Source organism: Bifidobacterium felsineum, from assembly GCF_002802915.1.
Taxonomy (GTDB): Bacteria; Actinomycetota; Actinomycetes; order Actinomycetales; family Bifidobacteriaceae; genus Bifidobacterium; species Bifidobacterium felsineum.
The window spans coordinates 464,444-488,720 of record NZ_PEBJ01000002.1; the positions used below are offsets into that span (position 1 = coordinate 464,444).

Genomic DNA, 24,277 nt, shown 5'->3' on the forward strand with positions numbered 1-24,277 from the left:
TGCCCATGCCGTAAGCAGAAAAACAAGTCTTGTTTTTTGTTCCCTTTTCTGCTACCACCCGTGACGGACTGAGTCATGAAGCGAACACAGTCCAACGGACTGTCCGTAGCTGAGGGGAGCGGCCTTGCCGCGACGGGCTCCTATTGAGAACTCATCACAACTTCTCAATAGGAGCCACGCGCAACATCAGACGTTTGACACCGGCGGAGCCGAAGTCCACGGTAATCACCGACTTGATGCCCTTATCCTGAATATCCAGGACCGTGCCGAGACCGAACTTATCGTGTACGACCTTGTCTCCGATGGCGAAATCTGCGGCGTTCAAACCGTTGTCTTTCTTGACTGCGGCAGCAGAGGTTTTCGGCGTGGTGTGGCGGGTCGTCACCTTGCCGCCTCGCGTATGCCCATAGGAGTCAGAAGAACCGGAACGGGAACCGTACGAGGAGCCCGAGCCGCGCGAACCATACGAACCAGAGCCATACGACGAACGTGAACCATAGGACCTAGAACCATAGGATGATGAATCGGAACCGTACGAGGACCCATATGACGAACCATAACGGGGTCGAGAGCCGTATGAGGAGCTGGAGCAGCGACCACCGAAAGTGGACGAACCGCCGAATGTGGTACCCCCGAAATCGTCGTCATCCCAGCCTCCGAAATCATCGGAGAATCCATCGCCATCGGATTGCCAGCTCGAACGCATGCGTTCCACGCCGGCCTCCTTGCGCTTCCAGTCGATGAGTTCCGCGGGAATCTCGTCGAGGAACTGGCTTGGCATCATATCCGCAGCCTGACCCCACTGGGAGCGCACCGCCGCACGAGTCACATACAGGCGTCGCTTGGCTCGGGTGATGCCCACGTAGGCCAATCGACGCTCCTCCTGCAGCTCGGTGGTGTCTTCCATCGAACGCGAATGCGGGAAGGTTCCCTGCTCCATACCGGTCAGGAATACCACCGGATATTCCAGACCCTTTGCGGTGTGCAAGGTCATCAATGTCACCTTGCCGGAGTCCTCGGCTTCGCTGGGCAGCTGATCGGAATCGGCCACCAAAGCCGTGGTCTCCAGGAAAGCGGACAATGTGGCATCCGGCGTGTTCTGTTCGAATTCGGCCGCGGTGGACTGCAGCTGTGAGAGGTTCTCTAAGCGGGAAGCGTCCTGCGGGTCGACGGATTTTTCCAATTCCGCCCTCAAGCCTGATTTCTCCAATACTTCGGCCACGACTTCGCTTGGTTTGCTGTCATGCGCACGAGTGAACTGTGAAAGCGATCCCATGAGTTCGCGGAACGCTTTGAGTTGGTTGGCCGTACGGGTCGGAATGTTCTGGATTTCACCCAGATGCATCAATGCATAGAAGAAGCTGGTGCCATGTTCACGTGCATAGGCGAGCAGAATCCCTTCGGCGCGATCGCCGAGACCGCGCTTCGGCACATTGAGGATTCGGCGCAGGTTCACGTCGTCATCCGGATTCACCAGTGCCTGCAAGTAGGCCAGGGCATCCTTGATTTCGCGGCGCTCATAGAATTTGGTGCCGCCGACCAACTGGTATGGCAGTCCCCCATTGATGAGCGCCTCTTCGAGCGAGCGGGATTGTGCGTTGGCGCGGTACATGATGGCCATATCCGAGTAGGCGATGGATTCCTCGGCATGCAGTCGTGCAATCTCACCGGCCACCCATTGTGCCTCCTGCTGGGCGTTATCCGCAGCGTAGCCAACAATCGGCTCGCCCTTACCAAGCGCGGTCCACAACTTCTTGGGCTTGCGGCCTTCGTTATTGCTGATCACCGCGTTGGCGGCGTCCAGAATGGTTTGCGTGGAACGGTAGTTCTGCTCCAGCATGATGGTCTTGGCATTCGGGAAGTCCTGTTCGAAATCCTGGATATTGCGGATATCCGCGCCACGGAATGCGTAAATGGACTGATCGGAATCGCCCACAACGGTGATCCAGGCCGGACCGGTTTTTCCGGCATTGGGAGCTCCCGGTACGCTGTGTTCGCCGGTATCGACGCCGGCTAGTTCGCGAACCAGTACATACTGGGCGTGATTGGTGTCCTGATACTCGTCGACCAGAATATAGCGGAATCGGTGATGGTAATACTCGGCTACCTGCGGGTCGGAGCGAAGCAGTTCCACAGTCCTGCCGATCAGGTCATCGAAGTCCACGGCGTTGGCGAGTGCCAGACGGTGTTCATATTCGGCGTAAATTACCGCGTAGATGGCTTCGAGATCATCCACCGTACCGAATTGGTAGCCACGTTGGCCGGGAGTGAAGTCCGGGGCATGCAGGGCCAGGTATTCCTTCCAACCGGTGAGGTTGTTTTTGAGGTCGGAGATATGGCCGAGAATCGAACGCGGCGTATAACGTTTGATATCCAAGTTGAATTCGGTGGCGATGATTTTGACGAGTCGTTCGGAGTCGGCGGAATCATAGATGGAGAAACCGGATTTCAGCCCGATGGATTTGCCATCACGCCTCAGAATGCGCACACAGGCGGAATGGAAGGTGGAGACCCACATGCGCTGCGCCACCGGCCCTATGAGAGAGCCCAAACGTTCACGCATTTCAGCGGCAGCCTTGTTGGTGAAGGTGATAGCGAGCACCTGGCTGGGCCACGCGCCGAACTGGCTAAGAATCCATGCGATGCGACGAGTCAGCACTCGGGTTTTGCCCGAGCCTGCACCTGCGCCGATCAGCAGTGCCTGCCCGCGATACTGCACGGCCTCGGACTGTTGAGGATTCAGGTCACCTACCAGCTCCTGGGCGCTGCGTGCAATGACTTCCGGCTCATCGAACATGATGCTCTCCCCTTGACAACCTACCGTGACATACGCGCGCGGATGACCGCATCCCCAAATCGCGCGACATTCATATCTACCATATGCGCCGGTCAGCGTAAGCTGGTTTGCCATATCCCATAGCTGTTATCGTCAGCTATGCCAATTTGATGTCAAGGAGGTATCCAGTGCAGGAACTTGAGGAACGAATCCAAGCCGAAGGCACCGTCAAGGCCGGCGATGTACTGAAGGTGGACGCATTCCTGAATCACCAATGCGATGTGCGTCTGTTCGACCATATGGGCGAGGCTTGGGCAAAGCACTTCGCAGGTAAGACCATCACCAAGATCCTGACCATCGAGGCCTCCGGCATCGGCATCGCCTGCTGTGCGGCCCGTCATTTCAACGATGCACCAGTGGTGTTCGCCAAGAAGGCACAGTCCATTAATTTGGACGGCGACCAGTACACCACTACCGTCTACTCCTTCACCAAACAGAAGGAGTTCCCGGTCATCGTGTCCAAGAAGTATTTGAACCCGGGCGACCATGTGCTGCTCATCGACGACTTCCTGGCCAACGGCAAGGCACTGCGTGGCCTGATCGAGCTGTGCGAAGAAGCTGGCGCCACGGTTGAGGGCATTGGCATTGCCGTGGAGAAAGGCTTCCAAGGTGGCGGCGACCGTCTTCGCGAAGAGGGCTACGATGTGGATTCCCTGGCCATCGTGGAGTCGATGGATCCGGAAACCGGCAAGATCGAGTTCCGCCACTGAAAGTTCGGAGCAAGAGGGAAGAGAAGAAAAGAGAACATGAGAGACGAGAAGAATACCTCCAAATCATCCAACGTCTCATTTGAGGCATTGAGCTCGTTGGATGCACCTGTTTCCTTCTGGAAGGGCATTCCCTTTGGCCTGCAGCATGTGATGGCTATGTTCGTGGCGAATCTGGCTCCGATTTTCATTGTGGCTTCCGCCGCGAAGATGACGCCGGCACAGTCCGCTGCGGTGATTCAGGCCGGTCTGCTGGTGGCTGGTCTTGGCACTTGCCTGCAGCTGTATGGCGCTTGGCGCATCGGTTCTCGCCTGCCGATGGTCACGGGTATTTCCTTCACTTATGTGGCCGCGGCCGTGGCGATTTGTGCGGACAAGGGCTATGGTGCGGTTGTCGGCGCCGTGTTGGTTGGCGGTCTGCTGGAGCTGGTGCTTGGTCTTACCGCCAAGTATTGGCGCCGATTCGTTCCGCCGATCGTCTCGGCCATCGTGGTCACTTCCATCGGTTTCTCACTGTTGAATGTCGGCGCGACTTCGTTTGGCGGCGGTTCGGGAGCCAAGGACTTCGGTTCCTGGCAGAATCTGACACTCGGCCTAATCTCCCTGGTGGCCTGCCTTGCTTTCCAGCTGTTGATGAAAGGCACCGCCAAGCAACTGTCCGTACTGTTCGGTCTGGTTGTGGGCTATGTGGTGGCCATCTGCATGGGTAAGGTTGATTTCTCTGGATTCCAGGATCTCGCTATCGTCTCCGTGCCGCAATTGATGCCGTTCAAGCCTGAGTTCGACTGGGGCGCCATCATCTCCATTGGATTGCTCTATGTGGTCTCTTCGGTTGAGGTGCTGGGCGATACCGCCGCTCTGACCAAGGTGGGTCTGAACCGTACTCCGACCGAACGCGAAACCGCCGGCGCCATCGCCGGCGATGGTCTGATCTCCTCGGTTTCCGGCCTGTTCGGCTGCCTGCCGCTGACCTCCTTCGCTCAGAACATCGGTCTGGTGGCCATGACCAAAGTGGTTAACCGCAAGGTGATTCTCTCCGGCGGTCTGATCCTGATTCTGGCGAGCTTCGTGCCGGCCATCGCCGAAGTGTTCAATTCGCTGCCTCAGGCGGTGCTTGGCGGCTGCACAATCATGATGTTCGGCAACATCATCCTCTCTGGCTTCCAGATGATCGCCGAGGCCGGTTTCTCGCAGCGCAACATTACCATTGCCGCGCTTTCGCTGACCATCGGCATCGGTTTCACGCAGGTGAGCGATATCTTCGTGAACTTCCCATCCCTGTTCCAGCAGATCTTCGCTTCCAACTGCATCGCCGTGGCATTCGTGGTGGCCGTGATCCTCAACGCCGTACTGCCCAGTGAGGAGCATTTCCTGAGCGCGCCAGCAGCGAAGGAAGAGTAGGCACAGTCTGAGCGCGCCAGCAGCGAAGGAAGCATAAGCACAGCCTGAACTCTCGAAATCCTCTTAGCCTCATCAGCTAAGAGGATTTTTCATATCGCTTTCCAGCTTGGACATATCGAATATCGATATACAATGATTGTGGGCGCAACACAGGAAAGGCGCATACATGAAGAAGTACATGAATCAATGGGTATTGTACGGACTGAAGACGATAGTCGTGCTTATTTGGCTGGGATGCCTATGGGGACAGTTCATTGTTGTGCCAGTGTTCAGCGAGACGCTCGCCGGCATCTATTCCAGTCAAGCTCCACTTCATTGGCTCTACCTCATACTGGGCGAACTGTTCCTCGCTTGCGTTGAAATCGCGTTCATCGGCGTTTGGCGCCTGTTCTCACTTTCCGGTTCAGGCACCATGTTCACCGCCAAGGCGTTTCCTCACGTAGATCTGATTATCGGCTGCGCTTCAGCAGGCACTGCGTTGACTGCTATCATCCTGGTCACGTTTGCAGTCAGCGCTTGGAATGATGCGACCATGCAGGGCATGGATTGCTTCAGCATCGCGGCAATACTCGGTGCGACTCTTGTGGCTGAAATCGGATTCATCCTGCTGATGATTGTGATGAAGGGGCTCCTTCGTGCTGCCACTGACCAGTCCGATGAACTGGAGCAGGTGATCTGACATGACTATTCGCATCAACTTGGATGTGATGATGGCCAAACGCAAAATCGGCGTGGGTGAATTGGCCGAACGAATCGGCATCACACCGGCCAACGTATCGATTCTGAAGAACGGGCGCGCCAAGGCGGTACGTTTCACCACCCTCGATGCTATCTGTCAAGCCCTTGACTGCCAGCCTGGCGATATCCTCGAATACACCCCGGATGAGTGACCGTCACATCATGACCGTACGCAAAATCATACTTCAGTCGTATTGTCCTCACATGCTCAGGCATGGAGTATAGAAAAGGCGGCACAACGAACGGAGGGGCTATGGGACGACGGCACAACCGATATGGTACACATCGTCCCGTCACACTCACGGCGTGGATCATAATACCGATAGCCGTGTTTGCTGTCATCGTTCTAGTGGGCGTTATGCTACTCCCGCGACTGTTCGCGCCAAAGCAATATGTGCGTTCGGCCGACGACGCCTACTGCGCCGCCATATCCTCCGCTGGCACACAACACACACTCAGTCCCGAACAGGCCGGCAACGCCGCATTGATTGCAAACATCGCCGTCAATCGCGGGTTACCGGACCATGCGGCCACAGTGGCTATCGCCACGGCTATGCAAGAGTCGCGGCTCACGAACCTCGACCACGGTGATCTGGATTCGCTGGGACTATTCCAGCAACGCCCCAGTCAAGGATGGGGCACGGCTGAACAGGTGTCTGATCCGGCATACGCAACGAATATCTTCTACGACCATCTGATGCAGGTGCCGGACTGGCAGACGATTCCGGTAGAGGACGCGGCACAGGAAGTGCAACGTTCGGGATACCCGGATCTGTATGCCAATTGGGATTCGATGGCGCACGCTTGGGCGTCGGCCTTGACCGGTGAGGTGAACGCGGGTATCACATGTGCACTTGAGCCTACGAACGGCTCCGATGCAAACGGACTCATTGCTGCGGCCACGGCGGCGCTGCCCAATGTCAGCATCACCAAAGACACCATAAATGAGGATAAGCACACGAGTACGACGGCCAGTACCGAGCTAGCTGTCGCGCTGCCGAACGGACTATCCGGCACCGGCCAACAGCGCGTATGCTGGCAGACGACTAGCTGGCTTGTTGCCCACGCCCGAGAATACGGCATCGATTCCGTAACAGCCAATGGCATGAGCTGGAACCGCACGGATGGCACCTGGACCGGCGAAGAGACCATGCAGAGCACCATCATCGTGACGCTGGGTTGAAAGCCTTACACTCCTCGAAAACGCTAGTCGCCCACGAATTGTAAGAACCGTCAGCTCAATAGAGCATTATTACGCTGAGATTTATGCAGCACTAGCGCAGACGCGTCTCTTTCAGCGCGGATTTGACGGCCGCCTTGGTGAGCGCGAACTGAGTATAATACGTCACAGCAGTAAGTGCGACCATAGCCACCAAGGTGACGGCACCAGCGACCACGTCTTTCTGAGAAAGATTCTTGACCGGACACTTACCGTTCTTGCCGCACATGCCCGGATGATGCTTGAGCGGGCAATGCGCGGACTTGGGACAGGCTTCGGCCGGATCCTCGGTCTCGGCAGCCGGGGCTGCGAAATCGGACTCATCCAGCGGTACACCGGAATCCTTGATTTCGTTGATTTCAGTCATGATATTCCTCTTACCGGTCTGGCGGAAATGCTTTCCGTACGCGAGGCGGCTTCGATGCCGTCACATTCACTATTGTACTGTTTCGGCACTGGAATGATCGGCATATTCGGCATCGTGAATTCTCGATGAATTGCATGCATGATGCGCAGTATACGGTTCACCGAGATGCGTCGAATACGGCACAATGGTGTCAAGGAGGCGCTCCCATGGTTGACGACTACACCGCAAAGATGACCGAGCTTATCGAGCTTATGCGCATGATCGGCAACGATACGCAGCAATGCGAAGTCAAGGAATGCAAACGCCGCATCTCCTCTACGATCACTGATACGCTCTCCGCGTTCTCCAACGGTTCGGGCGGTTGGATCATTCTCGGACTTTCCGAAAAGAACGGTTTCACACCGGTTGAGGACTTCAACGCCCGCGCCATGCAGGAGGCGCTGAGCCAAGCCTGCGAGAAAATGACTCCCGTAGTCCGCCCGGTCATCGTGACGTGCCCATTCGAGGGAGCAAATCTGGTATTCGCACGCGTCGATGAAATGCTCCCGCGCGACAAACCCTGCTTCACTACTGCGCTCGGCCCGTATGGCGGCTCATTCATTCGCACCGGCGATGGCGACCGCCGCATGACCTCCTATGAGGTGGATCGGCTCATTGAGGAGCATCTGCAGCCCACCTATGATTTGGATATCGTTCCACACGCCACTACCGATGATCTTGATCCGACGTTGGTTGCGGGGTTATTGGCTCGCGCCCGCGAGCAACACCCGCACGTGTTCGCTGGACGAGAGGCCACGCATACGTTACTTGACCTGCAAGTGCTGCGTCATGATGATTCCGACGATAGCGAAGTGGGCGGAGTCTTGAGACCTACGCTTGCTGGATTGTTAGCGTTGGGCCGGTATCCGCAGAAGTATTATCCGCGACTGTCCATTGCCATCGCGGTGTTCCCCGGCACAGACCGGGATGAAGTATTCCGGGGCGACGAACGTCTGGTGGCCACGAAAACCATTGTGGGCCCGATTCCGGTGATGATCAATGATGCCGTGGAATCATTAATGCAATGGGTAGGCGCGAAAAAGCTTGACTATCCGCCTGTGGTGCTTCGTGAGGCCATTGCGAACGCGCTTACCCACCGTGACTACTCCCCCGACGCACGAGGTACTCAGGTTCGTATCAGCGTGTTTACGAATCGTATTGAAATCACCAATCCCGGAGGCCTGTATGGCACGGTGACCCATGATGTGCTGGCGAATCCCAATCCGGTGACCGGAGCGCCGTTCGTCTCCACCCGCAATCAGTTTCTGTTTACGTTGTTGGAGTCCACGCCATATCCGGATGGCGGGTTTGTCAACCCGGAAGGGGGCGACGGCCTGCAACGCATAGCTGCCGCACTGCGGGAAGCCGGCATCGAGCCGGCGACCACGCAGAACGACATCAATACGTTCACCATGACCATTACCAAGCAGCGCGCAGCGAAGAACAGCACGCCAAGCGAAATCTCCAAAGCGATTCTGACCGTGTTGGAACGGCATTCAGCCATGAGCATCAAGGAAATCATCCGCGAACTACAGCTGACGCCTTTGGCTGCCACTTCCGGTATGCGCGAGCTCATACGCGAAGGCCGGGTCGCCAAGGTGAAATTCCAAGACGATCCGACCCAGCGGTATCGGTTGAAGGGGCTGTAAAGACCGCGACTCCTACACTTCGGCGAGCTGCGTGACGGTCGACGCGACCGCATTCGGCCGTGAGTGACGGAATCTTCCGGCGGCGAGGCCCACGCAAACGAGCGCGATGGCAAACAGGGTCACGATGCTTGTGGCCACAGCCCAACTTCCCACGTCCGTGCCGGATGTGGCAGACCCGAATCCGAGCGCGTTGTCGATTGCCGTGCAGTACCACCAGCCGGGCGTGAGCTTGGCGATGGTGACCATTGCATCTGGCATCATGCTCATCGGGAATGCGATGCCTGATGCGAATAGGATGAGCAGGCCAAACACGTTGGCAAAACCGTTGGCCACTGTATCTGAAGCGCCGAATTCGCCAAGCATAAATCCACAGGCTGTACACATGAGGGCGAACATGCAGATCGAGATGAAGGTCATCATCACGCCGTCTATTGGTATCGAAGCGATGTTCGCACCTGCAGCGGCCGTCAGCCCTAGTGCGATGAACAGATAGCCCACACAAATCAGCAAAGCGAAACCGCAGAGCACACCCATGCGCTTCAGTCCGATTGAGGCCGTGGACGGGGATGCCATAAGCCTGCGACGCAGCTCGCCCGCACCGAACACGCGCGCCACCAGGCTCACGCATACGCTTAGCGTCAGGAATAGCGGGTAGATAGCCGTCTTCATCGTGTCACCGAATCCGGAGGCAGCAGAGTTCGCCGTGCTCGCTTCCTGATCGTCCTGCGTTGTGATGTTCTCTACGACGACTGGACGATTGACCTTCGCGTCATGCGCCGTGCGTGCGGCTCGCTTGGCAGCGGACTGCACGTCGGCCGTCGTCAGATTGGATAGCGTTCCCTCGGGCAGTTCGTTGAGGTCGAATGTGGATGAGCCGTCCATGACCTGCGACCAGTCGCCATTCTGTCCGGTAACAGCGGAGCTTTTTGCATACTGTGCATACCATGCGGCGAGCTCACTGTCATCAATTTGCACGTTCCTACCGATCAATGCGATACGAGTCAGGGAGAGGAATCCGTTCACATTCATACCGCCGATGGTGCCGGCTCCGGACGTGTAGCTGGTAACCGTTTCAACCTTCGGCATGTCACCACCGGATTGCGCAGCCTTGAGGAAGTCGGCGGCGTAACCGCGCGGGATGATGACGATAAGATCGGTCCAGTTCGAGGCGACGGCATGTTGCAATGATTCAGAATCGTCATCCAATTCGACCAGCGTGGCGGAATCAGACAGGTAGTCGCACAGTCCCTCAGCGATGCCGCCTCGGTTCGAATCCCGGTCGATGACGGCGATGTTGACCTTCTCCGGCTCGTAGGTGTCGGCCACAGTACGGGTGGCTGCGGTGATCTGCGACCAGCTGAGCGTGAACATCATGATACCCATGAGCACCAGGTAGATGATGATGTACGTGCGGTGCGCGAGCAGCACGCGCACGGTGGCTTTACAGGTGTTCATAGCGTTGCCTCCTGAGCATGATCACGCCCGCCGCAAGAAACACCGCGCTCATCGTGAGCAGGATGGCGCAGGTGCGGACGAACGGCTGGTAGCTGTCGTAGTACATGAGTGAGTAGAACAGGTTGGTTACCTGTTGGGCGGGGTTGATGGCAGCGAGTAGTGGCGCCTTGCGTGAAATCAGGTCGCTCAGTTCCATGGCGAATCCGCCGTACAGGCCGCTGAACAGGGACAGCGAGCAGGCGATCGCAGTGGACATGCCTTGCTTGACGCCGGTCGTGAGCTTGGGAATTGCGCCGATCATCGTGCCGAACGCGCAGGTCATGAACGAGGCGACGATCACGGCGAGCACGGCCGCCGGTTCGCGTCCGCCTACTTCGATGCCGCAGACGTAGCGGATGTAGGCGAGCGCGACGAGCAGGCAGGCACAGGAGCACAGCCATCCGGCAAGGAATCCGGCCACAAGCTGCTTGGCGCGCCCGAGCGGCGCGACGGTGCGACGGATGCCGAGCGCGGAGAGGTTCGCCTGTGCAGTGGTGACCGTATGAATCATGTACGACATGGCGACCAAGCAGGCCATGCCCATGAGCGCGTAATAATATCTCGCCATCACGCTGGGCTTGAAATTGGTGAGCGTAACCTCTTTGGTGGCGCTCATGGACGCATTGATACCGTTCCAGAACGTGCGCGTAGCCGGGGCGGTCGGATTATCCTTGAGCACCGACTTCACGTTGGCACTGGTGCGGTTGTACTGGTCAAGCACGTTATCGAGCGCCGAGAGGGAGATATCAAGTCCCGCTTCCTGCGTGCCGTTGTTGGCCTCGGTCACAGCGTCATCGCTCAAGGTGAGTGCGATTCGCCCGTCGCCGTCGGCCTTGAGGTAACCGTCTGCTTTGCCTTGTGACAATAGTTCGCGGGCTTGCGATGTCGAATCGACTTTGGTGGTATCCAACAGGGTTACTCCGGGGTCAATGTCCATTGCATTCGAGCCGGTGCCTTCTTGAGTTTTAGCCGAATCGCTGTTCTTGCCGGACAATGCCGTGATGAGCGTGTCCGCACCGATTGCGTTCGTCCAGTTCGTGTCCTTCACCACGGCCACGGACACCGGAGTGATGCTCATGGCCTGATCCAGGTTGCCGAACACACCATTGAACATGGTCGCCAAAGCGATGGGAAACACGATGAGCCAGAACAGCGCGCTCTTATCCCTGAGGTTCGTCTTCAGTGTGACTATGAAAGTGCTCCACATGGCGTTCTCCTTTCCTTCCTTGGGTTGGAGGGTCCTTAGTCGCGCAGCGCCTTGCCGGTAAGTTCCAGGAACACGTCGTTGAGGCTCGGCGGTCGGCTGGTCAGGTGACCGATATTCGCGCCTGAAGTGCGCAGCACACCGATCAGGTCGACGAGGTTGTGCTCGCCACGCCGGCATCGCACGTCCAGTTCGCGACCGTCGTAGGAGGCTTCGATAACGAACGCGAGCGCACGCACGGCAGCAAGGGTCTCGTCGGTCAAGTCGAGCGTTTCGATGGTGATGCGCTCGCCTGTGTCGATCATGGCTTTGAGCTCGTCGGCTGTGCCGAGCGCGAGATGGCGACCATGGTCCATGATGAGGATGCGGTCGCAGATCTGTTCGACTTCCTCCATGTAGTGGCTGGTGTAGATTACGGTGGCGCCGGCCTTATTGAGTTTCTGGATGCCTTCGAGTATCGCGTTGCGACTCTGTGGGTCGACGGCCACGGTCGGCTCGTCGAAGAAGATCAGGTCTGGCTTGTGGGCGATGCCGCAGGCGATATTGAGGCGTCGTAGCAGACCTCCGGAGAGTTTGCCGGGGCGGAATTTGCGGAAGTCCTGCAATCCGGCGAATTCGATGGCCTCTTCGACCAAGGGTGCACGGTCGGCCTTCTTCGGCACATACAGCGAGCAGAAGTAGTCGATGTTTTCGGTCACGGTCAGTTCGTTGAATACGGCCACGTTCTGCGGCACGATGCCGATGCGGCGCTTCAACGCGTAGCTGGTGGGAGTCATCGGCTCACCAAATACACGTATTGTGCCTTTATCGTAAGTGAGCAACGCCAGAATGCAATTGATGGCTGTGGTCTTACCGGAACCGTTGGGGCCCAGCAGACCGAAGATTTCGCCTTGTTGCACATCAAGATCAAAGTAGTCGAGCGCCACCATATCGCCATACCGCTTGACGAGCTGGCTCACATGCACGGCGGGGACAGTTGTTTGAGCGGCTTGGATGGTCTGAGCGTTTGCATTGGTTTCGCTTGCCATGATCACTCCCTTCCTTGGATAGCTTCATCATCCCAAGCGCGAACGCATAGAACCAGCCACATTCGTCACGAGTTAGAGCAAAAGCCATGACATTTGTCATTTGTGCCAAATCGTCGCTGGCAGACGCCATCACTCGAGTAGTCTGGAGTCTAGGAATCCGTTCCAAACGGCGGGAGGGGCCATGCGGACGATGGTTGAGAAGGGGCTGCTGCTGGGGTTCAGCATGGCGCTGATGCTCACAACGTCTTTGGTCGCTGGTTCTGGCTCGTCATATGAGTATTCATCTGACCATTATGTTGAGCTGATTGCCGGGTTGTTGATTGCCGTATCCGTTACCGGGTTGGCCGAATGGCTGGCACGGCATGCCTGGGCTTGGCTGCCGGTCTGCTGCTATGCCATCGCCGCAATGTTCCTGCCGTCTTGGATCATGTTTCTGCCGGCGACCGTCTATGATGCTGCGAAAACCACGATGCCACTGTCCTCATTGCTTCGCACACTTCCCCGTGCATCAGTGGCGCGGCAACCAACCTTGCCTGCTTCATCGCGATTGAGTCAGCGTGCGATGCTTGTGGGCGATGCGGTATCTCGTTGGTTGTGGTTGATAACGCTGCTCATCGCTGTGTGGCGAATCGGTTTTGCCGGCGACGTAACCGCTGCGATGTTCACTATCCGCGACGTTTCGGTGATCGCCATAGCCTGCGCACTGGGTTTCGCATTGGGCTCCCGTGCGGCAAAGGAGCACACACTACGCCATTCGTTGCGCATCATCGAGGATCATGCAAGACAGTCCGCCCGAGTCAACCGATTACGGCTCGCTGATGTGGACGAGGAACGTGCGCAATCAGTTCGCATGGCCACGCTCGGGGAACGTACGCGTATCGCCCGTGAGATTCACGACAATGTAGGGCACCTGCTGACCCGTGCGATTATGCAGGCGCAGGCCGGCAAAGCGGTGGCCGATGCCACCAATGATTCGACTGCCGCTCAAGGCTTTGCCGCACTTGGCGATACGCTCAACGATGCGATGACGATGGTACGCAGATCTGTGCATGATCTGGAGGACGACGGCACTGATTTTGCGGCACAGATCAAAGATGCAGTCGCATCATTCGATGGTGTCTCTTCTGGTTTTTCGGTGCATTTGGTCAACGATATTGCTGCGGCACCCGCACCGGTGTCCCGTTGCTTGGCCACGGTGATTCGAGAGTCGTTGACGAATGTGGTGAGGCATAGCAAGGCGCAGGGTGCCAATGTGACGTTGCGTGATTTTCCAGCGTTCTGGCAGCTAGTAGTTCAGGACGATGGGCCAGCAAAGGATTCATCCGCGGCGGAGAGCCCGACAAACCATGGCGCACATGACCTTCCGCGCGGTATGGGTTTGGCCGATATCGATTCGCGCGTGCGAGCCATCGGAGGCACGGCAACATGCGGCCCGTACAATCAAGGTTGGAGGGTGTTCGTTTCCATTCCCAAACAACCGTGGATGAAGGAGACTGGAACTCGATGAGAATCGCAATCGTGGATGATGACCCCATTGTCTGCCAATCCTTAGCGACCATTCTGTCCGCTACGAATACAGCCAACGTGTTGTGGATGGCAAACGATGGCTATACTGCGGTCACGCAGTACTTCGCTTCCCCGGCGAATCATCCGGATATTCTGCTTATCGACATTCAGATGCCCGGCAAGGATGGTCTTTCAGCAGCTCAGGAAATCCTCAGGAAGGATCCCGCCGCGCGCATTCTGTTCCTCACCACGTTTGCCGATCAGTCCTATATTGCACAGGCGATGGCACTGGGGGCCAAAGGATACCTGATCAAACAGGATGTTGCTGCGGTTGGCCCTGCGCTGCAGGCGGTGATGGCCGGACAGGTGGTGCTTGGCGCGGAAGTGCTGGGTAAGCTGACTGGCAATGACGCAGGTACGACCGGTGATGGTTCCGCCCACGAATCCGACGAATCCATCGAACGATTGCTGAATGGACGAGAGCGGGATATCGCAGCATTGGTGGCTGAGGGATTGGATAACCGGGATATTGCCGCGCAGCTCAATTTGAGTGAGGGCACCGTACGCAACCGCATCAGTGCCGCATTGGATAAATTAGGGCTCGCGAATCGCACTCAGTTGGCGATTGAGTGGATTCGCGAGCACCGGTACTGACAGTCTCTCCCTCAGTCAGCTTCGCTGACAGCTCCCTCATCAGAGGGAGCCAAAACGGAATCAGCTGTTTTTCATGACGATGCTATCGACCACATTGGCCACGGATTCGCAGTCGTCGGCACACTGTTCGAGATGGCGGAACACGTCGTGCCAGGCGAACACCTGCAGCGGATCGGTACAGGTGGTGTGCAAGGTGCGCATGGCTTCGATGAATACGTGATCGGCATCGGTTTCGATGGTGTTGATGGCGAATACCCGTTCACGCAACGTTTTGGAGCGTTTGAATTGCGGCAGCTCTCCGATTAGTCCTTCAATCTGATCGCAGGCATGCGCCACCATTTCGGTCATCTGCAATGCTTCGGGGCGTACGTCAGTCACATTGTCGTAGTACATGCGGTCAAGCACGCCTTCGATGCTGTCGATCACATCATCCAGCACGTAGCTCAGTTGACCGATGTCTTCACGATCGAACGGCGTGATGAAAGCGGTGACCAGTTCATCCATCAAACGATGGCGCACTTTGTCAGCCGACTGTTCGATGCGATGCATCTGCTCCATGCTGTCCTTCAACTGTTCGGGGTCGAAGTTATGCATCACTTCACTTAAGAGGTGCGCGGCTTGACATGCGTATGCGGCGCTTTCGCGAAATCCGTCGAAGTAAAAGGAATCATTCTTTCTTGCCATTACTAGGTTCCTTTCTAGAACACGAACATAAAGAGTTTGGCCATGGCGAAACTGATAAGACCGCAGCCGGGGAACGTGAACACCCAGGTGAGCATCATGCCGCGCACTACGCCGAAGTTGATGGCGGAGAGACGACGGACTGCCCCTACGCCCATGATGGCGCTGGTTTTGGTGTGCGTGGTGGATACCGGGATGCCGAGCACGGTCATCATCAGTAGACAGAGTGCACTGGAAAGGTCAGCGGAGAATCCTTGGTATTTTTCCAGCTTGACCATGTCCATTCCAACGGACTTGATGATCTTCTCGCCACCGACCGAAGTACCGACACCCATGATGGTGCTACATAGAATCATCAGCCAGACGGGAATCACCACACCTATTACAGATGATTGGCCGTTGCAAAAGGCCATACCGAGGAACAGCACGCCGATGAATTTCTGGCCATCCTGGGCGCCGTGCATAAAGCTGTTGGCGGCCGCGCCGACAATCTGCGCATATGTGAACACGCCGTTCGTGCGACGGCGATCGAAGCCTGCACAAATCAAGGTCACGATCTTGCAGACGACCCAACCCATGCCAAAGCCGATGACGAGGCTTGCCACCAAACCGTAGAGCACTTTGACCCATTCGCCCATGTTGACGCCCGCGATACCGCCTTGGATGGCGATGGCCGCGCCGGTCAGACCGGCGATCAGACTATGGCTTTCGGACGTGGGAATGCCCAGCATCGATGCGCCTACGCTGTAGACCACGATGGAGAACAGCGCTGCGCATAGGGCGATGAGTGCCGAATGCGTGTCTCCTCCGAAATCGACCATGTTGGAGATGGTGGAGGCCACGGACGCATTGAATTGCGTCATCAGGAACACACCAAGGAAGTTGAAGATGGCTGCCATAATGACTGCGGAGCGTACGCGCATGCAGCGGGTGGTGACACACGTGGCGATGGCGTTGGGAGCGTCGGTCCACCCGTTGACGAAGATCACTCCGAGCGTCAACAACGTTGTTACAGCCAAAGCTGGGTTGGAGAATACCTGCTGGATGAAATAGGCCAGGGATACGTCCACGGCTAGTCATCACCTTCTTCTTCGGGGGTGGCGGAAAGTCGTCACACCGATTGTAACCGATTGGTGACTACGTAGTGCACATTCGTGGCGTCGTGAAGAAAATGCCTTGTCTGCCGTGTCAAATCACCTCAATGTGAGAAAATAGACGCAGTGTCAATAGGAGGTGTGTGATGGTTGTAAGCACTGACGAGGGGCGCAATCTTCCGAATTGGGTGCGCTATGGCGTGTTCTGGCAGGTATATCCGCTGGGTTTCTGTGGCGCCGATATCCGACCTTCCGGCCCACGCACGTTCAATGGCCGCGGTCTTGACTCGATGATTGGTTGGCTGGAGTATGCCCGAGATCTTGGCGCATCCGGTTTGCTGCTTGGCCCGGTTTTCGAATCGGTCACGCATGGTTACGACACGTTGGACCATATGCACATTGATGTGCGTCTTGGCGGCGATGAGGCGTTCGATCGCTTGGCCGAAGCATGCCGAAACATGGGCTTGCAGATTATCCTCGATGGCGTATTCAATCATGTGAGCCGTCATCATCCGGCGGTGCAGGCGGCCTTGGATGAGGCTGCAGGACAATCAACCTCCGATAATCCGTGGCACGGCTTGGTGCATGCCCACTTGGACCAGGATGGGAAGCCACAGTTGGATGTGTTCGAAGGGCATGGCGACTTGGTTGACCTCGACCATGATTCGCCGGAAACCGTGGATTATGTGACTCACGTGATGAATCATTGGCTGGACCGCGGCGCTGCAGGCTGGCGATTGGATGCCGCCTATGCCGTACCGACTTCGTTCTGGGCCAAGGTATTGCCTCAGGTCAAAGCAGCGCACCCATATTCCTGGGTATTCGGCGAAGTGATTCATGGTGACTATCCACAAATCGTCGCTGACGCTTCGCTGGATTCGGTCACGCAATATGAGTTGTGGAAATCGATCCAGCATGCTCTGGAAACCGATAATTTCTTTGAGTTGGATTGGAATCTCAAACGTCACAACGCGTTTCTGGATTCGTTCGTGCCGCAGACCTTCATCGGCAATCATGATGTGACGCGCATCGCCTCGCAAATCGGCCCGGCCAAGGCGGCATTGGCATTGGCGGTATTGATGACGGTCGGCGGCGTGCCAAGCATTTATTACGGCGACGAACAAGGCTATGTTGGCATCAAGCAGGAACGATTCGGCGGTGATGATGACGTGCGACCGAAGTTCCCGCTCTCCCCTGCTGAGCTGTCCAAGCTTGGTGAGCCCACGTACCGACTGCATCAGGCACTGATTGCCCTGCGCCGCCGCAACCCGTGGCTTTTGGATGCACGCACCGAAGCAACCGAACTGGAGAATAAACGATTCGCCTATCGCTCGGTGAGCGCGGACGGCGGTCATTCGCTGACCGTTGCACTGAGCGTTGAGCAAGCACCAACGTTTACAATCACCGACGCCGACGGTGCAGTGCTGTACCGGTATTAGAAAATTGGCTCCCTCTGATGAGGGAGCCATTATGAAGTTGGCTTAGCGACGGCCGGAGCGAGTGCCCTGCATGCGGAATGGAGCACGCTTGGTTTTGGACTGCTTGCCGAAATGCTTGGTATGACGCTGCTGCGAGCCTTCCGCATTGCCATACTTGGCCATCATGCGGCGCTCGTGACGCTTCGCATCCTCACCACGCTCGTCCACGATGATGCGGTTCTCGTTGCGGCGATGAATGCGCTTGCCGCCACGCTGTTCATCACGACGATTGCCCATATTACGGTGGCCGTTCGGATTGCCTCCTGAACGTCTGCGCTCCTCGGGATGCTCGAACAGGTAATCGCGACGCTCTGCCTCACGGTCACTCAAACCAGCGCGACGCTCGGCACGATTCTGCTTGCGCGGCTTACTCGGCTGTTCACCACGGGCATGACGTTCCATATCACGCTTGGCCTGTTCGGCGGCTTCCAAACGTTCGGCGGCACGGCGGCGACGCCGGTCCTTCTTACGGGCGTTGCGCTCCTGTTCAAGCTGGCGTGCACGAGCCTCGCGTTCCTCTTTGCTCAGACGCGGAGCCTCCGGTTTGCCGCCGCGGCGCTTGCCGCCGACCGGCTGGGACTTATCCAGATTCCAATCGTTGACGATAGGCGCGCGCTCCCCCACCAGTTCCAGCACTTCGGGAGATTCGTGAGTGACTTCCACCGGTTTGACGGTGATTCCGGCTTCGCGCAGCATACGGCGGGTCTGGCGACGCTGTTCCGGCAGCACAATGGTCACCACATCACCGGAACGGCCGGCTCGGGCGGTGCGGCCGGAACGATGCAGGAATGCCTTTGGATCTTCCGGCGGCTCGACCTGCACCACCAGTTCCACTCCGGAAACATCAATGCCACGCGCAGCCACATCCGTGGCCACCATGACATGCACGTCGCCGGATTCGAAGGCCGCGAGATTGCGGTCTCGCTGGTTCTGGTTCAGATTGCCGTGTAATTCAGCAGCCGGAATACCGTTCTGCGTGAGGTTCTTGGCGAGTTTCTTGGTCTGGAATTTGGTGCGAGTGAACAGGATGCGCTGGCCGGCGCCTGAGGCAAGTGTGCGCACTAGTTCATGCTTATCCGCACGAGTGGTTTCAAATACATGATGGGTCATCAAGTCAGGTTCAGCATTGGCTTCATCCACGCTGTGCACCTTCGGATCCTTGAGGAACTCCTCCACCACCGTGTCCACACCGTGATCGAGCGTGGCGGAGAACAGCATGTGCTGAGCGTCCGGGCGGACCTGTTCCAGGAGTCTCTTCACCGGCGGCAGGAAGCCCATATCCGCCATCTCGTCGGCTTCGTCGATGACCACGACTTCCACGCTGGAGAGCGTCAGATACTTTTGGCGAAGCAAATCTTCAAGGCGGCCCGGGCAGGCGACCACGATGTCCGCGCCTTGGCGCAGATCACGTACCTGACGGTTTTGGTTCACGCCACCGTACACTGTGGTAGTGCCGATGCCATAGACATGTGCCAGCGGAGCAATCACATCATTGATTTGATTGGCAAGCTCGCGAGTAGGGGCCAGAACCAAACCGCGCGGATGAGGCAAATAATCATCTGCGCGGCGCTCTTCCAGCTTCTCCTGCTTACGACGCTTGATTTCGCGGCGGAATTCTTCCATTGCCAACTCACCGAGTGAATCATATTCGCCAAGGCGCGCGACCAGTGGAATGGAGAAGGCGAGCGTTTTGCCGGAACCAGTGCGGCCACGGCCGAGAATGTCACGGCCAGATAGGGAATCCGGCAGCGTATCAGCTTGAATGGGAAAAGCGGTTTTCTTATCGTCACGGGCGAGTTCGCGGACAATCGGTCCGGGTACGCCAAGTTCGCCGAAAGTCATCGGGCGGGTTTCTTCGGCGCTCGTCATAGTGGTATCGGCGTTATCTTCAAAATCAGTATGGGGCACAATGGCCTTTCATCATCAGGCACGCATGGTAATCGCGTGAAATATGCAAACCACATGAGCCTAGCCCATACCCCATACTTTGGTAATCCCCTGTTGCCCAAGCGTATGAGCATCTCATAGCACTTATGAAAATCCCACCGTGGGTGCAACGCCACACGGTGGGAACGGATATCAGCAAGTATTACTACGGACTACAGAATGTCCGGATCGTCCTTGTCGATGGTACCGGTCGCCTTGCCGATGGCCTTCAGACCGTGGTAGGCCACGAGAATCACGATAGTGCCGATGGCGATGCCGTTGAAGGACGTGCCCGCGATGGTGAACGCAAACTGGCCGATGGCGATGATCATCGTGATGGCGGCCACCATAATGTTGAGCGGCTTATCGAAGTTGACCTTGTTTTCCACCCAGATACGCACGCCGATCATGCCGATCATGCCATACAGCAAAGTGGTCACGCCGCCGAGCACGCCGGCCGGAATCGTGTTGATCACGGCACCGAACTTCGGGCACAGCGAGAGAATCAGAGCGAACGCAGCAGCGCACCAGTAGGCTGCGGTGGAGTAGACCTTGGTGGCTGCCATCACGCCGATGTTCTCGCCATAAGTGGTAGTGCCGGAGCCGCCGCCGAAGCCTGCGAGCGTGGTGCCCAAACCGTCTGCCATCAGGGCGGTGCCGATCTGGTTGTCGTAGTCACGGCCGGTCATCTGGGCCACGGACTTCACGTGGCCGACGTTTTCAGCCACCAGCACGAGCACCACCGGGATGAACATCGGCAGAATGGAGAAGTCCGCCTGAGGCAGGTGGAACTTCGGGAAGCCAATCCAGCCGGCGTCGGCAATGGCGGAGAAGTCCACCTGACCACGGATGCAAGCGTAGATGTAACCGATGAGCACGCCAATCAGGATGTTGAGTCGGCCGAGCAGACCCTTGAACAGCACGGCCACGAGCAGAACGGCCACCAAAGTGACGATGGCGGTGTCGGGAGCGGCCTGGAAGTTCGTCCATACCGAGGGAGCCAGATTGAAGCCGATGATGGCCACGATGGCGCCGTTGACCACTGGCGGCATGATGATGTCGATCCACTTGGCACCGGCGTAGTGCACCAGCACACCGATCAGGGCAAGCAGAATACCGGTGACCATGATGCCGAAGCTGGCCACGGCAATGCCCTTATGCGCAGTGGTGACCGCGGTGATCGGGGCGATGAAACCGAAGGAGGAGCCAAGGTAGCTCGGCAGCACGTTCTTGTTGATCAGCAGGAACAACGCGGTGGACATGGCGGTGAAGAACAGGGTGGTGGACGGATCGAATCCCGTCAAAATCGGCACCAGGAAGGTGGCGCCGAACATGGCGATGACATGCTGTGCGCCGATGCCTGCGGTACGTACCCAAGTCAGGCGCTCATTGGGCTCCACGACTTCGCCGGGCTGCAGCGTCTTGCCGTCGCCGTGCAGTTGCCATGTGAAAATGTTGGACATTACTTCTCTCCTCGCTTGTGGCTGAGGGCGCGGCCATACCTCCGGCCGCGCACTGCCCGCCATTGTATCGCAAGGATATGGCTTGAAATGGCACTAGTGACTGCCAATATTAACGGCGTTTACTTACCGTAATACTCCAGCAGATGGGGATCCACGGTTCTTACCACGTCCACCAAATCGCCATTGGAGAGGTACGGACGTTTGAATTCACGCCACGGCTCCACTTTGACCTCCCAGCGCCCGGTTTCCGGATCCTGAACCGGACGGGCGGTCTGCTCCCAACGCACACGTTTGGAGGTGCGACCGGTCTCGGGATCTCGACGGGAATAATGCAGGCAGGTGCAATTGGTGATTCGCCATTCGTCCGCATCGGCTCGATGCAGGAACTCCTCATCCGACAAATCTTCAATGGTCAGCATCAGCGCCAGCATGAAATCGCCGTGGGTGACCATCACCACTGATTCCGCATCCGATTTGCGACTCAGCGAAGTTAGCACATTGTGCACGCGGTCTTCGGCCACGTCGGCGATGGATTCGCCTGCCGGCGGACGCCAGTACAGCGGGTCCGTGTTCTTGAACATCCAATTGCGCGCGTAGTTGGTTTTGAACTCATCCTTGGTGATGGTGCTGATCTCACCCCAGGAACGTTCGCGAATCACACGGTTCTCCTCCCATTTGGCTTTTGGCAGGGCCATGGTGGCAGCGGTTTCGCGCGTACGCACATAAGGGGACACCAGATAGCGGTCGAACAGCTGCTGCTGGCTTACAATCCACCGCCCAATGCAATCGGCCTGCTTACGGCCAGTGGCGGTAAGACGCCAGGAACGATCCGGCACAGTCACATTGTCCTGTGTATACAGGGATTCGTCGCCCTGTTCACCTGCCTGCACAATCACATTGGCTTCGGATTCACCATGCCGAATCACATATAAATCAAGCGGCATGCTCATAGTTGTTCCTCATCTATAACGTTTAGGTAAATAAGTCGTTCACTGGAAGCAATTGCCCACTACCCTACTCGAAACGGCCAAAGTTTGGGCTCTTCTTCCCTGAGCCGAACCAAAGAATTCACCGGACGTTCAGCCTTGGCTCGACTGCAATATTGGTTCATGCTTCCACATCGAAACCTGAACGCACTACGATAGGAAACTATGGGGAATAACTCAAAAATTGACCGTTCATGGCTCACCTCCGCCAAGGAGAGCATTGGCCAGTGGTCATACATTATGTTGAAGGATGCAGATAATAACGATATTGATTGGGATTGGGTGCGTTCACTCGATCTTGAACATGGCATCGGCGTGGCGACGCCGGCCGATTACGAACCGGGGGCCGGTTCGAATGTACACGATTTGTTAAAGGCGGATCTTGAGATCCGTGATCGTTTGGAAGCAATCATCGCAAAGATGAGCATGGTATTCATGCGCGATTTCGACCGTCACATCAAAACCTATGAGTTGCCACGCGCACTGGCGTATGCGAATCGTCGTTTGAATGATCAGATTGTGCTGTTGCGCGACCGTGGCGTGGCCGAAGGCTTATGGACCGTCACCGACGAGGAACGCCAGCGCGTAACAGTGCCGGTTTTGACCGCCGCACGCGATGGTGTCGTCGTGGATGATATTCAGGATCACACGGCTGAAATCGTCAATGCTCGAGCCGAACAGCGTAAGGCTGACCGCGCCGCACGCGAAGCGCAACGGCATCATCGTCAAATGGCGTTGTTCGATGCCGACGAGGTGAAGTACGGTTCCGTTGAGGCGGGCCCTGATGAATCCGCGCCTGCCGACTCGAGTTCGGATGCCGGTTCTCCCGATTATCTGGTTGAGGGCCAGCCGGTCATCAACGATGACAATCCCGCAGTGCCTGGCTCTGAGCAGATCGCGGTGGATGAGACCGCCGTGTCCGAACCGACTTTCGCCAAGTATCGTCATGCCGCCGCCGAACATGTGGCTTCGCGTCAGAATGCGGAAACCAAGGAGTATTGGCGTGCGGTGTTCCTGCCTGGCCGTGATGTGGACAAGGTGATGGGCATCGATTTGGAGACCAATGGCACCGAGCCTTATCGCACCTACATCATTGATGTCGGTTTCGAATACATGAACATGAAGTCGCCTCGTCCGGCGGACGCTCCATCCGATTACACCTATGACAAGGATTATTACCAGGGCGGTGACGCATACGACCAGCATCGTTTCTCATTCGGCGTGACACCTGAGGCAGCCCGCCACGGCAATCCGTTCATCATTCAGCTGACCGGTATCGATGTAAGCCAGCGCGTAGGCGATGAATATCCGCTGTTCGATGAGGATGCCGAAGCTCAGGCCGATCTGTTGAAGCGTTTGACTTCGCAGCCGTTCGTGGCGCATATGGCCACGTTCGAACATAGCTTCTTCATGCTCAATGTCGCCGGATACGCCGAGGCGTACCGCAATGGACACGTGACCATCATCGATACGCTGCCGATGAGCCGCCTGTGGGATGAGGGTTCGATTCCTTGTGAAGGCCATCCTGATGGCGACAATACATTGGACGCGTATGCCAAGCGTCAAGGCGCATTGCGCGAGGATGATGCTGAACGCCACTTGGGTCTTGAGGACACGCATATCATGCTGCTGGCGATGAAGCATCATCTCACACAGCTCAAGGCTGAGGCTCGCGGCCCTTGGGGGCCTGACGGCAAGGCAGGCGTGGGCGGCAAACGTATCACCAAGAAGCGCCATTTCGTGCGTCATGAGCGCCGCACGCCGATGTATGACTGAACGTCAATAGTGCAAATAGTAAATGGCGTTA

20 protein-coding genes are annotated in these 24,277 nt (G+C 57.1%); 10 read left to right on the forward strand and 10 right to left on the reverse strand.

The window, feature by feature from the left end:
• Positions 1 to 154: 154 nt before the first annotated feature.
• Positions 155 to 2,797, reverse strand: coding sequence for an ATP-dependent helicase (locus CSQ86_RS05645; protein WP_100494119.1), 2,643 nt, complete (start codon positions 2,795 to 2,797; stop codon positions 155 to 157).
• Positions 2,798 to 2,964: 167 nt separating this feature from the next.
• Between CSQ86_RS05645 and CSQ86_RS05650 the strand changes: the two genes are divergently transcribed.
• The 5 genes from CSQ86_RS05650 to CSQ86_RS05670 all read left to right on the forward strand — a co-directional run bounded on the left by CSQ86_RS05650 (position 2,965) and on the right by CSQ86_RS05670 (position 6,865).
• Positions 2,965 to 3,546, forward strand: coding sequence for a xanthine phosphoribosyltransferase (locus tag CSQ86_RS05650; RefSeq protein ID WP_100494120.1), 582 nt, complete (start codon positions 2,965 to 2,967; stop codon positions 3,544 to 3,546).
• A 36-nt stretch (positions 3,547 to 3,582) separates the two neighbouring features.
• The gene (locus CSQ86_RS05655) at positions 3,583 to 4,944 is read left to right on the forward strand and encodes a nucleobase:cation symporter-2 family protein (protein WP_100494121.1); all 1,362 of its coding nucleotides are present in this window, start codon (positions 3,583 to 3,585) and stop codon (positions 4,942 to 4,944) included.
• A gap of 166 nt (positions 4,945 to 5,110) precedes the next feature.
• The gene (locus CSQ86_RS05660) at positions 5,111 to 5,623 is read left to right on the forward strand and encodes a DUF2975 domain-containing protein (RefSeq protein WP_100494122.1); all 513 of its coding nucleotides are present in this window, start codon (positions 5,111 to 5,113) and stop codon (positions 5,621 to 5,623) included.
• Position 5,624: 1 nt separating this feature from the next.
• A complete protein-coding gene (locus CSQ86_RS05665) occupies positions 5,625 to 5,834 on the forward strand; it encodes a helix-turn-helix domain-containing protein (protein WP_100494123.1) in 210 nt (69 codons plus the stop codon).
• 101 nt (positions 5,835 to 5,935) lie between these two features.
• Positions 5,936 to 6,865 (forward strand): transglycosylase SLT domain-containing protein, encoded by a 930-nt coding sequence (locus CSQ86_RS05670; protein WP_165773753.1) that lies wholly within the window; start codon positions 5,936 to 5,938, stop codon positions 6,863 to 6,865.
• 91 nt (positions 6,866 to 6,956) lie between these two features.
• On the opposite strand, the gene CSQ86_RS05675 is transcribed toward CSQ86_RS05670, so the two are convergent.
• The gene (locus CSQ86_RS05675) at positions 6,957 to 7,268 is read right to left on the reverse strand and encodes a hypothetical protein (RefSeq protein ID WP_100494125.1); all 312 of its coding nucleotides are present in this window, start codon (positions 7,266 to 7,268) and stop codon (positions 6,957 to 6,959) included.
• Positions 7,269 to 7,474: 206 nt separating this feature from the next.
• On the opposite strand from CSQ86_RS05675, the gene CSQ86_RS05680 reads away from it, so the two are divergent.
• Entirely contained in the window at positions 7,475 to 8,956 is a 1,482-nt protein-coding gene (locus tag CSQ86_RS05680) for an ATP-binding protein (RefSeq protein ID WP_100494126.1), read from the forward strand.
• 12 nt (positions 8,957 to 8,968) lie between these two features.
• Here the strand turns inward: CSQ86_RS05680 and CSQ86_RS05685 are convergent, their stop codons facing one another.
• Genes CSQ86_RS05685 through CSQ86_RS05695 form a run of 3 tightly spaced genes read right to left on the reverse strand, consistent with a single transcriptional unit; the run spans position 8,969 to position 12,682 of the window.
• The gene (locus CSQ86_RS05685; protein ID WP_100494127.1) at positions 8,969 to 10,411 is read right to left on the reverse strand and encodes an ABC transporter permease; all 1,443 of its coding nucleotides are present in this window, start codon (positions 10,409 to 10,411) and stop codon (positions 8,969 to 8,971) included.
• Positions 10,398 to 11,657: an ABC transporter permease gene (locus CSQ86_RS05690; protein ID WP_100494128.1), complete on the reverse strand. Its 1,260-nt coding sequence runs from the start codon at positions 11,655 to 11,657 to the stop codon at positions 10,398 to 10,400. The genes CSQ86_RS05685 and CSQ86_RS05690 overlap by 14 nt, the downstream gene beginning before the upstream one ends.
• A gap of 35 nt (positions 11,658 to 11,692) precedes the next feature.
• Positions 11,693 to 12,682 (reverse strand): ABC transporter ATP-binding protein, encoded by a 990-nt coding sequence (locus CSQ86_RS05695; protein WP_100494129.1) that lies wholly within the window; start codon positions 12,680 to 12,682, stop codon positions 11,693 to 11,695.
• Between the two features lie 181 nt (positions 12,683 to 12,863).
• Between CSQ86_RS05695 and CSQ86_RS05700 the strand changes: the two genes are divergently transcribed.
• Both CSQ86_RS05700 and CSQ86_RS05705 read left to right on the forward strand, forming a co-directional pair.
• Positions 12,864 to 14,189 (forward strand): sensor histidine kinase, encoded by a 1,326-nt coding sequence (locus tag CSQ86_RS05700; RefSeq protein ID WP_100494130.1) that lies wholly within the window; start codon positions 12,864 to 12,866, stop codon positions 14,187 to 14,189.
• Positions 14,186 to 14,842, forward strand: coding sequence for a response regulator transcription factor (locus CSQ86_RS05705; RefSeq protein ID WP_100494131.1), 657 nt, complete (start codon positions 14,186 to 14,188; stop codon positions 14,840 to 14,842). The genes CSQ86_RS05700 and CSQ86_RS05705 overlap by 4 nt, the downstream gene beginning before the upstream one ends.
• 60 nt (positions 14,843 to 14,902) lie before the next feature.
• Here the strand turns inward: CSQ86_RS05705 and CSQ86_RS05710 are convergent, their stop codons facing one another.
• Positions 14,903 to 15,526, reverse strand: a complete 624-nt coding sequence (locus tag CSQ86_RS05710) for a DUF47 domain-containing protein (RefSeq protein WP_100494132.1) — start codon at positions 15,524 to 15,526, stop codon at positions 14,903 to 14,905.
• A 14-nt stretch (positions 15,527 to 15,540) separates the two neighbouring features.
• Positions 15,541 to 16,593, reverse strand: coding sequence for an inorganic phosphate transporter (locus CSQ86_RS05715; RefSeq protein ID WP_100494133.1), 1,053 nt, complete (start codon positions 16,591 to 16,593; stop codon positions 15,541 to 15,543).
• 170 nt (positions 16,594 to 16,763) lie between these two features.
• Here CSQ86_RS05715 and CSQ86_RS05720 point away from each other — a divergent pair, with 170 nt between their 5' ends.
• A complete protein-coding gene (locus CSQ86_RS05720; protein ID WP_100494134.1) occupies positions 16,764 to 18,056 on the forward strand; it encodes an alpha-amylase family protein in 1,293 nt (430 codons plus the stop codon).
• 42 nt (positions 18,057 to 18,098) lie between these two features.
• Here CSQ86_RS05720 and CSQ86_RS05725 read toward each other — a convergent pair whose 3' ends face one another.
• From CSQ86_RS05725 to CSQ86_RS05735, 3 genes are all read right to left on the reverse strand, one after another.
• Positions 18,099 to 20,003, reverse strand: coding sequence for a DEAD/DEAH box helicase (locus CSQ86_RS05725; RefSeq protein ID WP_420838141.1), 1,905 nt, complete (start codon positions 20,001 to 20,003; stop codon positions 18,099 to 18,101).
• Between the two features lie 191 nt (positions 20,004 to 20,194).
• The gene (locus CSQ86_RS05730) at positions 20,195 to 21,484 is read right to left on the reverse strand and encodes a uracil-xanthine permease family protein (RefSeq protein ID WP_100494135.1); all 1,290 of its coding nucleotides are present in this window, start codon (positions 21,482 to 21,484) and stop codon (positions 20,195 to 20,197) included.
• A 119-nt stretch (positions 21,485 to 21,603) separates the two neighbouring features.
• Positions 21,604 to 22,434 (reverse strand): histidine phosphatase family protein, encoded by an 831-nt coding sequence (locus CSQ86_RS05735; RefSeq protein ID WP_100494136.1) that lies wholly within the window; start codon positions 22,432 to 22,434, stop codon positions 21,604 to 21,606.
• 201 nt (positions 22,435 to 22,635) lie between these two features.
• On the opposite strand from CSQ86_RS05735, the gene CSQ86_RS05740 reads away from it, so the two are divergent.
• Entirely contained in the window at positions 22,636 to 24,246 is a 1,611-nt protein-coding gene (locus CSQ86_RS05740) for a PolC-type DNA polymerase III domain-containing protein (protein ID WP_100494137.1), read from the forward strand.
• Positions 24,247 to 24,277 lie beyond the last annotated feature (31 nt).

What these genes read in the sequence shown, in the direction of transcription:
- CSQ86_RS05645 (WP_100494119.1), bottom strand. Translation starts at nt 2,797, where the DNA reads ATGTTCGATGAGCCGGAAGTCATTGCACGCAGCGCCCAGGAGCTGGTA.
- CSQ86_RS05655 (WP_100494121.1), top strand. Translation starts at nt 3,583, where the DNA reads ATGAGAGACGAGAAGAATACCTCCAAATCATCCAACGTCTCATTTGAG.
- CSQ86_RS05660 (WP_100494122.1), top strand. Translation starts at nt 5,111, where the DNA reads ATGAAGAAGTACATGAATCAATGGGTATTGTACGGACTGAAGACGATA.
- CSQ86_RS05665 (WP_100494123.1), top strand. Translation starts at nt 5,625, where the DNA reads ATGACTATTCGCATCAACTTGGATGTGATGATGGCCAAACGCAAAATC.
- CSQ86_RS05670 (WP_165773753.1), top strand. Translation starts at nt 5,936, where the DNA reads ATGGGACGACGGCACAACCGATATGGTACACATCGTCCCGTCACACTC.
- CSQ86_RS05675 (WP_100494125.1), bottom strand. Translation starts at nt 7,268, where the DNA reads ATGACTGAAATCAACGAAATCAAGGATTCCGGTGTACCGCTGGATGAG.
- CSQ86_RS05680 (WP_100494126.1), top strand. Translation starts at nt 7,475, where the DNA reads ATGGTTGACGACTACACCGCAAAGATGACCGAGCTTATCGAGCTTATG.
- CSQ86_RS05685 (WP_100494127.1), bottom strand. Translation starts at nt 10,411, where the DNA reads ATGAACACCTGTAAAGCCACCGTGCGCGTGCTGCTCGCGCACCGCACG.
- CSQ86_RS05690 (WP_100494128.1), bottom strand. Translation starts at nt 11,657, where the DNA reads ATGTGGAGCACTTTCATAGTCACACTGAAGACGAACCTCAGGGATAAG.
- CSQ86_RS05695 (WP_100494129.1), bottom strand. Translation starts at nt 12,682, where the DNA reads ATGGCAAGCGAAACCAATGCAAACGCTCAGACCATCCAAGCCGCTCAA.
- CSQ86_RS05700 (WP_100494130.1), top strand. Translation starts at nt 12,864, where the DNA reads ATGCGGACGATGGTTGAGAAGGGGCTGCTGCTGGGGTTCAGCATGGCG.
- CSQ86_RS05705 (WP_100494131.1), top strand. Translation starts at nt 14,186, where the DNA reads ATGAGAATCGCAATCGTGGATGATGACCCCATTGTCTGCCAATCCTTA.
- CSQ86_RS05710 (WP_100494132.1), bottom strand. Translation starts at nt 15,526, where the DNA reads ATGGCAAGAAAGAATGATTCCTTTTACTTCGACGGATTTCGCGAAAGC.
- CSQ86_RS05720 (WP_100494134.1), top strand. Translation starts at nt 16,764, where the DNA reads ATGGTTGTAAGCACTGACGAGGGGCGCAATCTTCCGAATTGGGTGCGC.
- CSQ86_RS05730 (WP_100494135.1), bottom strand. Translation starts at nt 21,484, where the DNA reads ATGTCCAACATTTTCACATGGCAACTGCACGGCGACGGCAAGACGCTG.
- CSQ86_RS05735 (WP_100494136.1), bottom strand. Translation starts at nt 22,434, where the DNA reads ATGAGCATGCCGCTTGATTTATATGTGATTCGGCATGGTGAATCCGAA.
- CSQ86_RS05740 (WP_100494137.1), top strand. Translation starts at nt 22,636, where the DNA reads ATGGGGAATAACTCAAAAATTGACCGTTCATGGCTCACCTCCGCCAAG.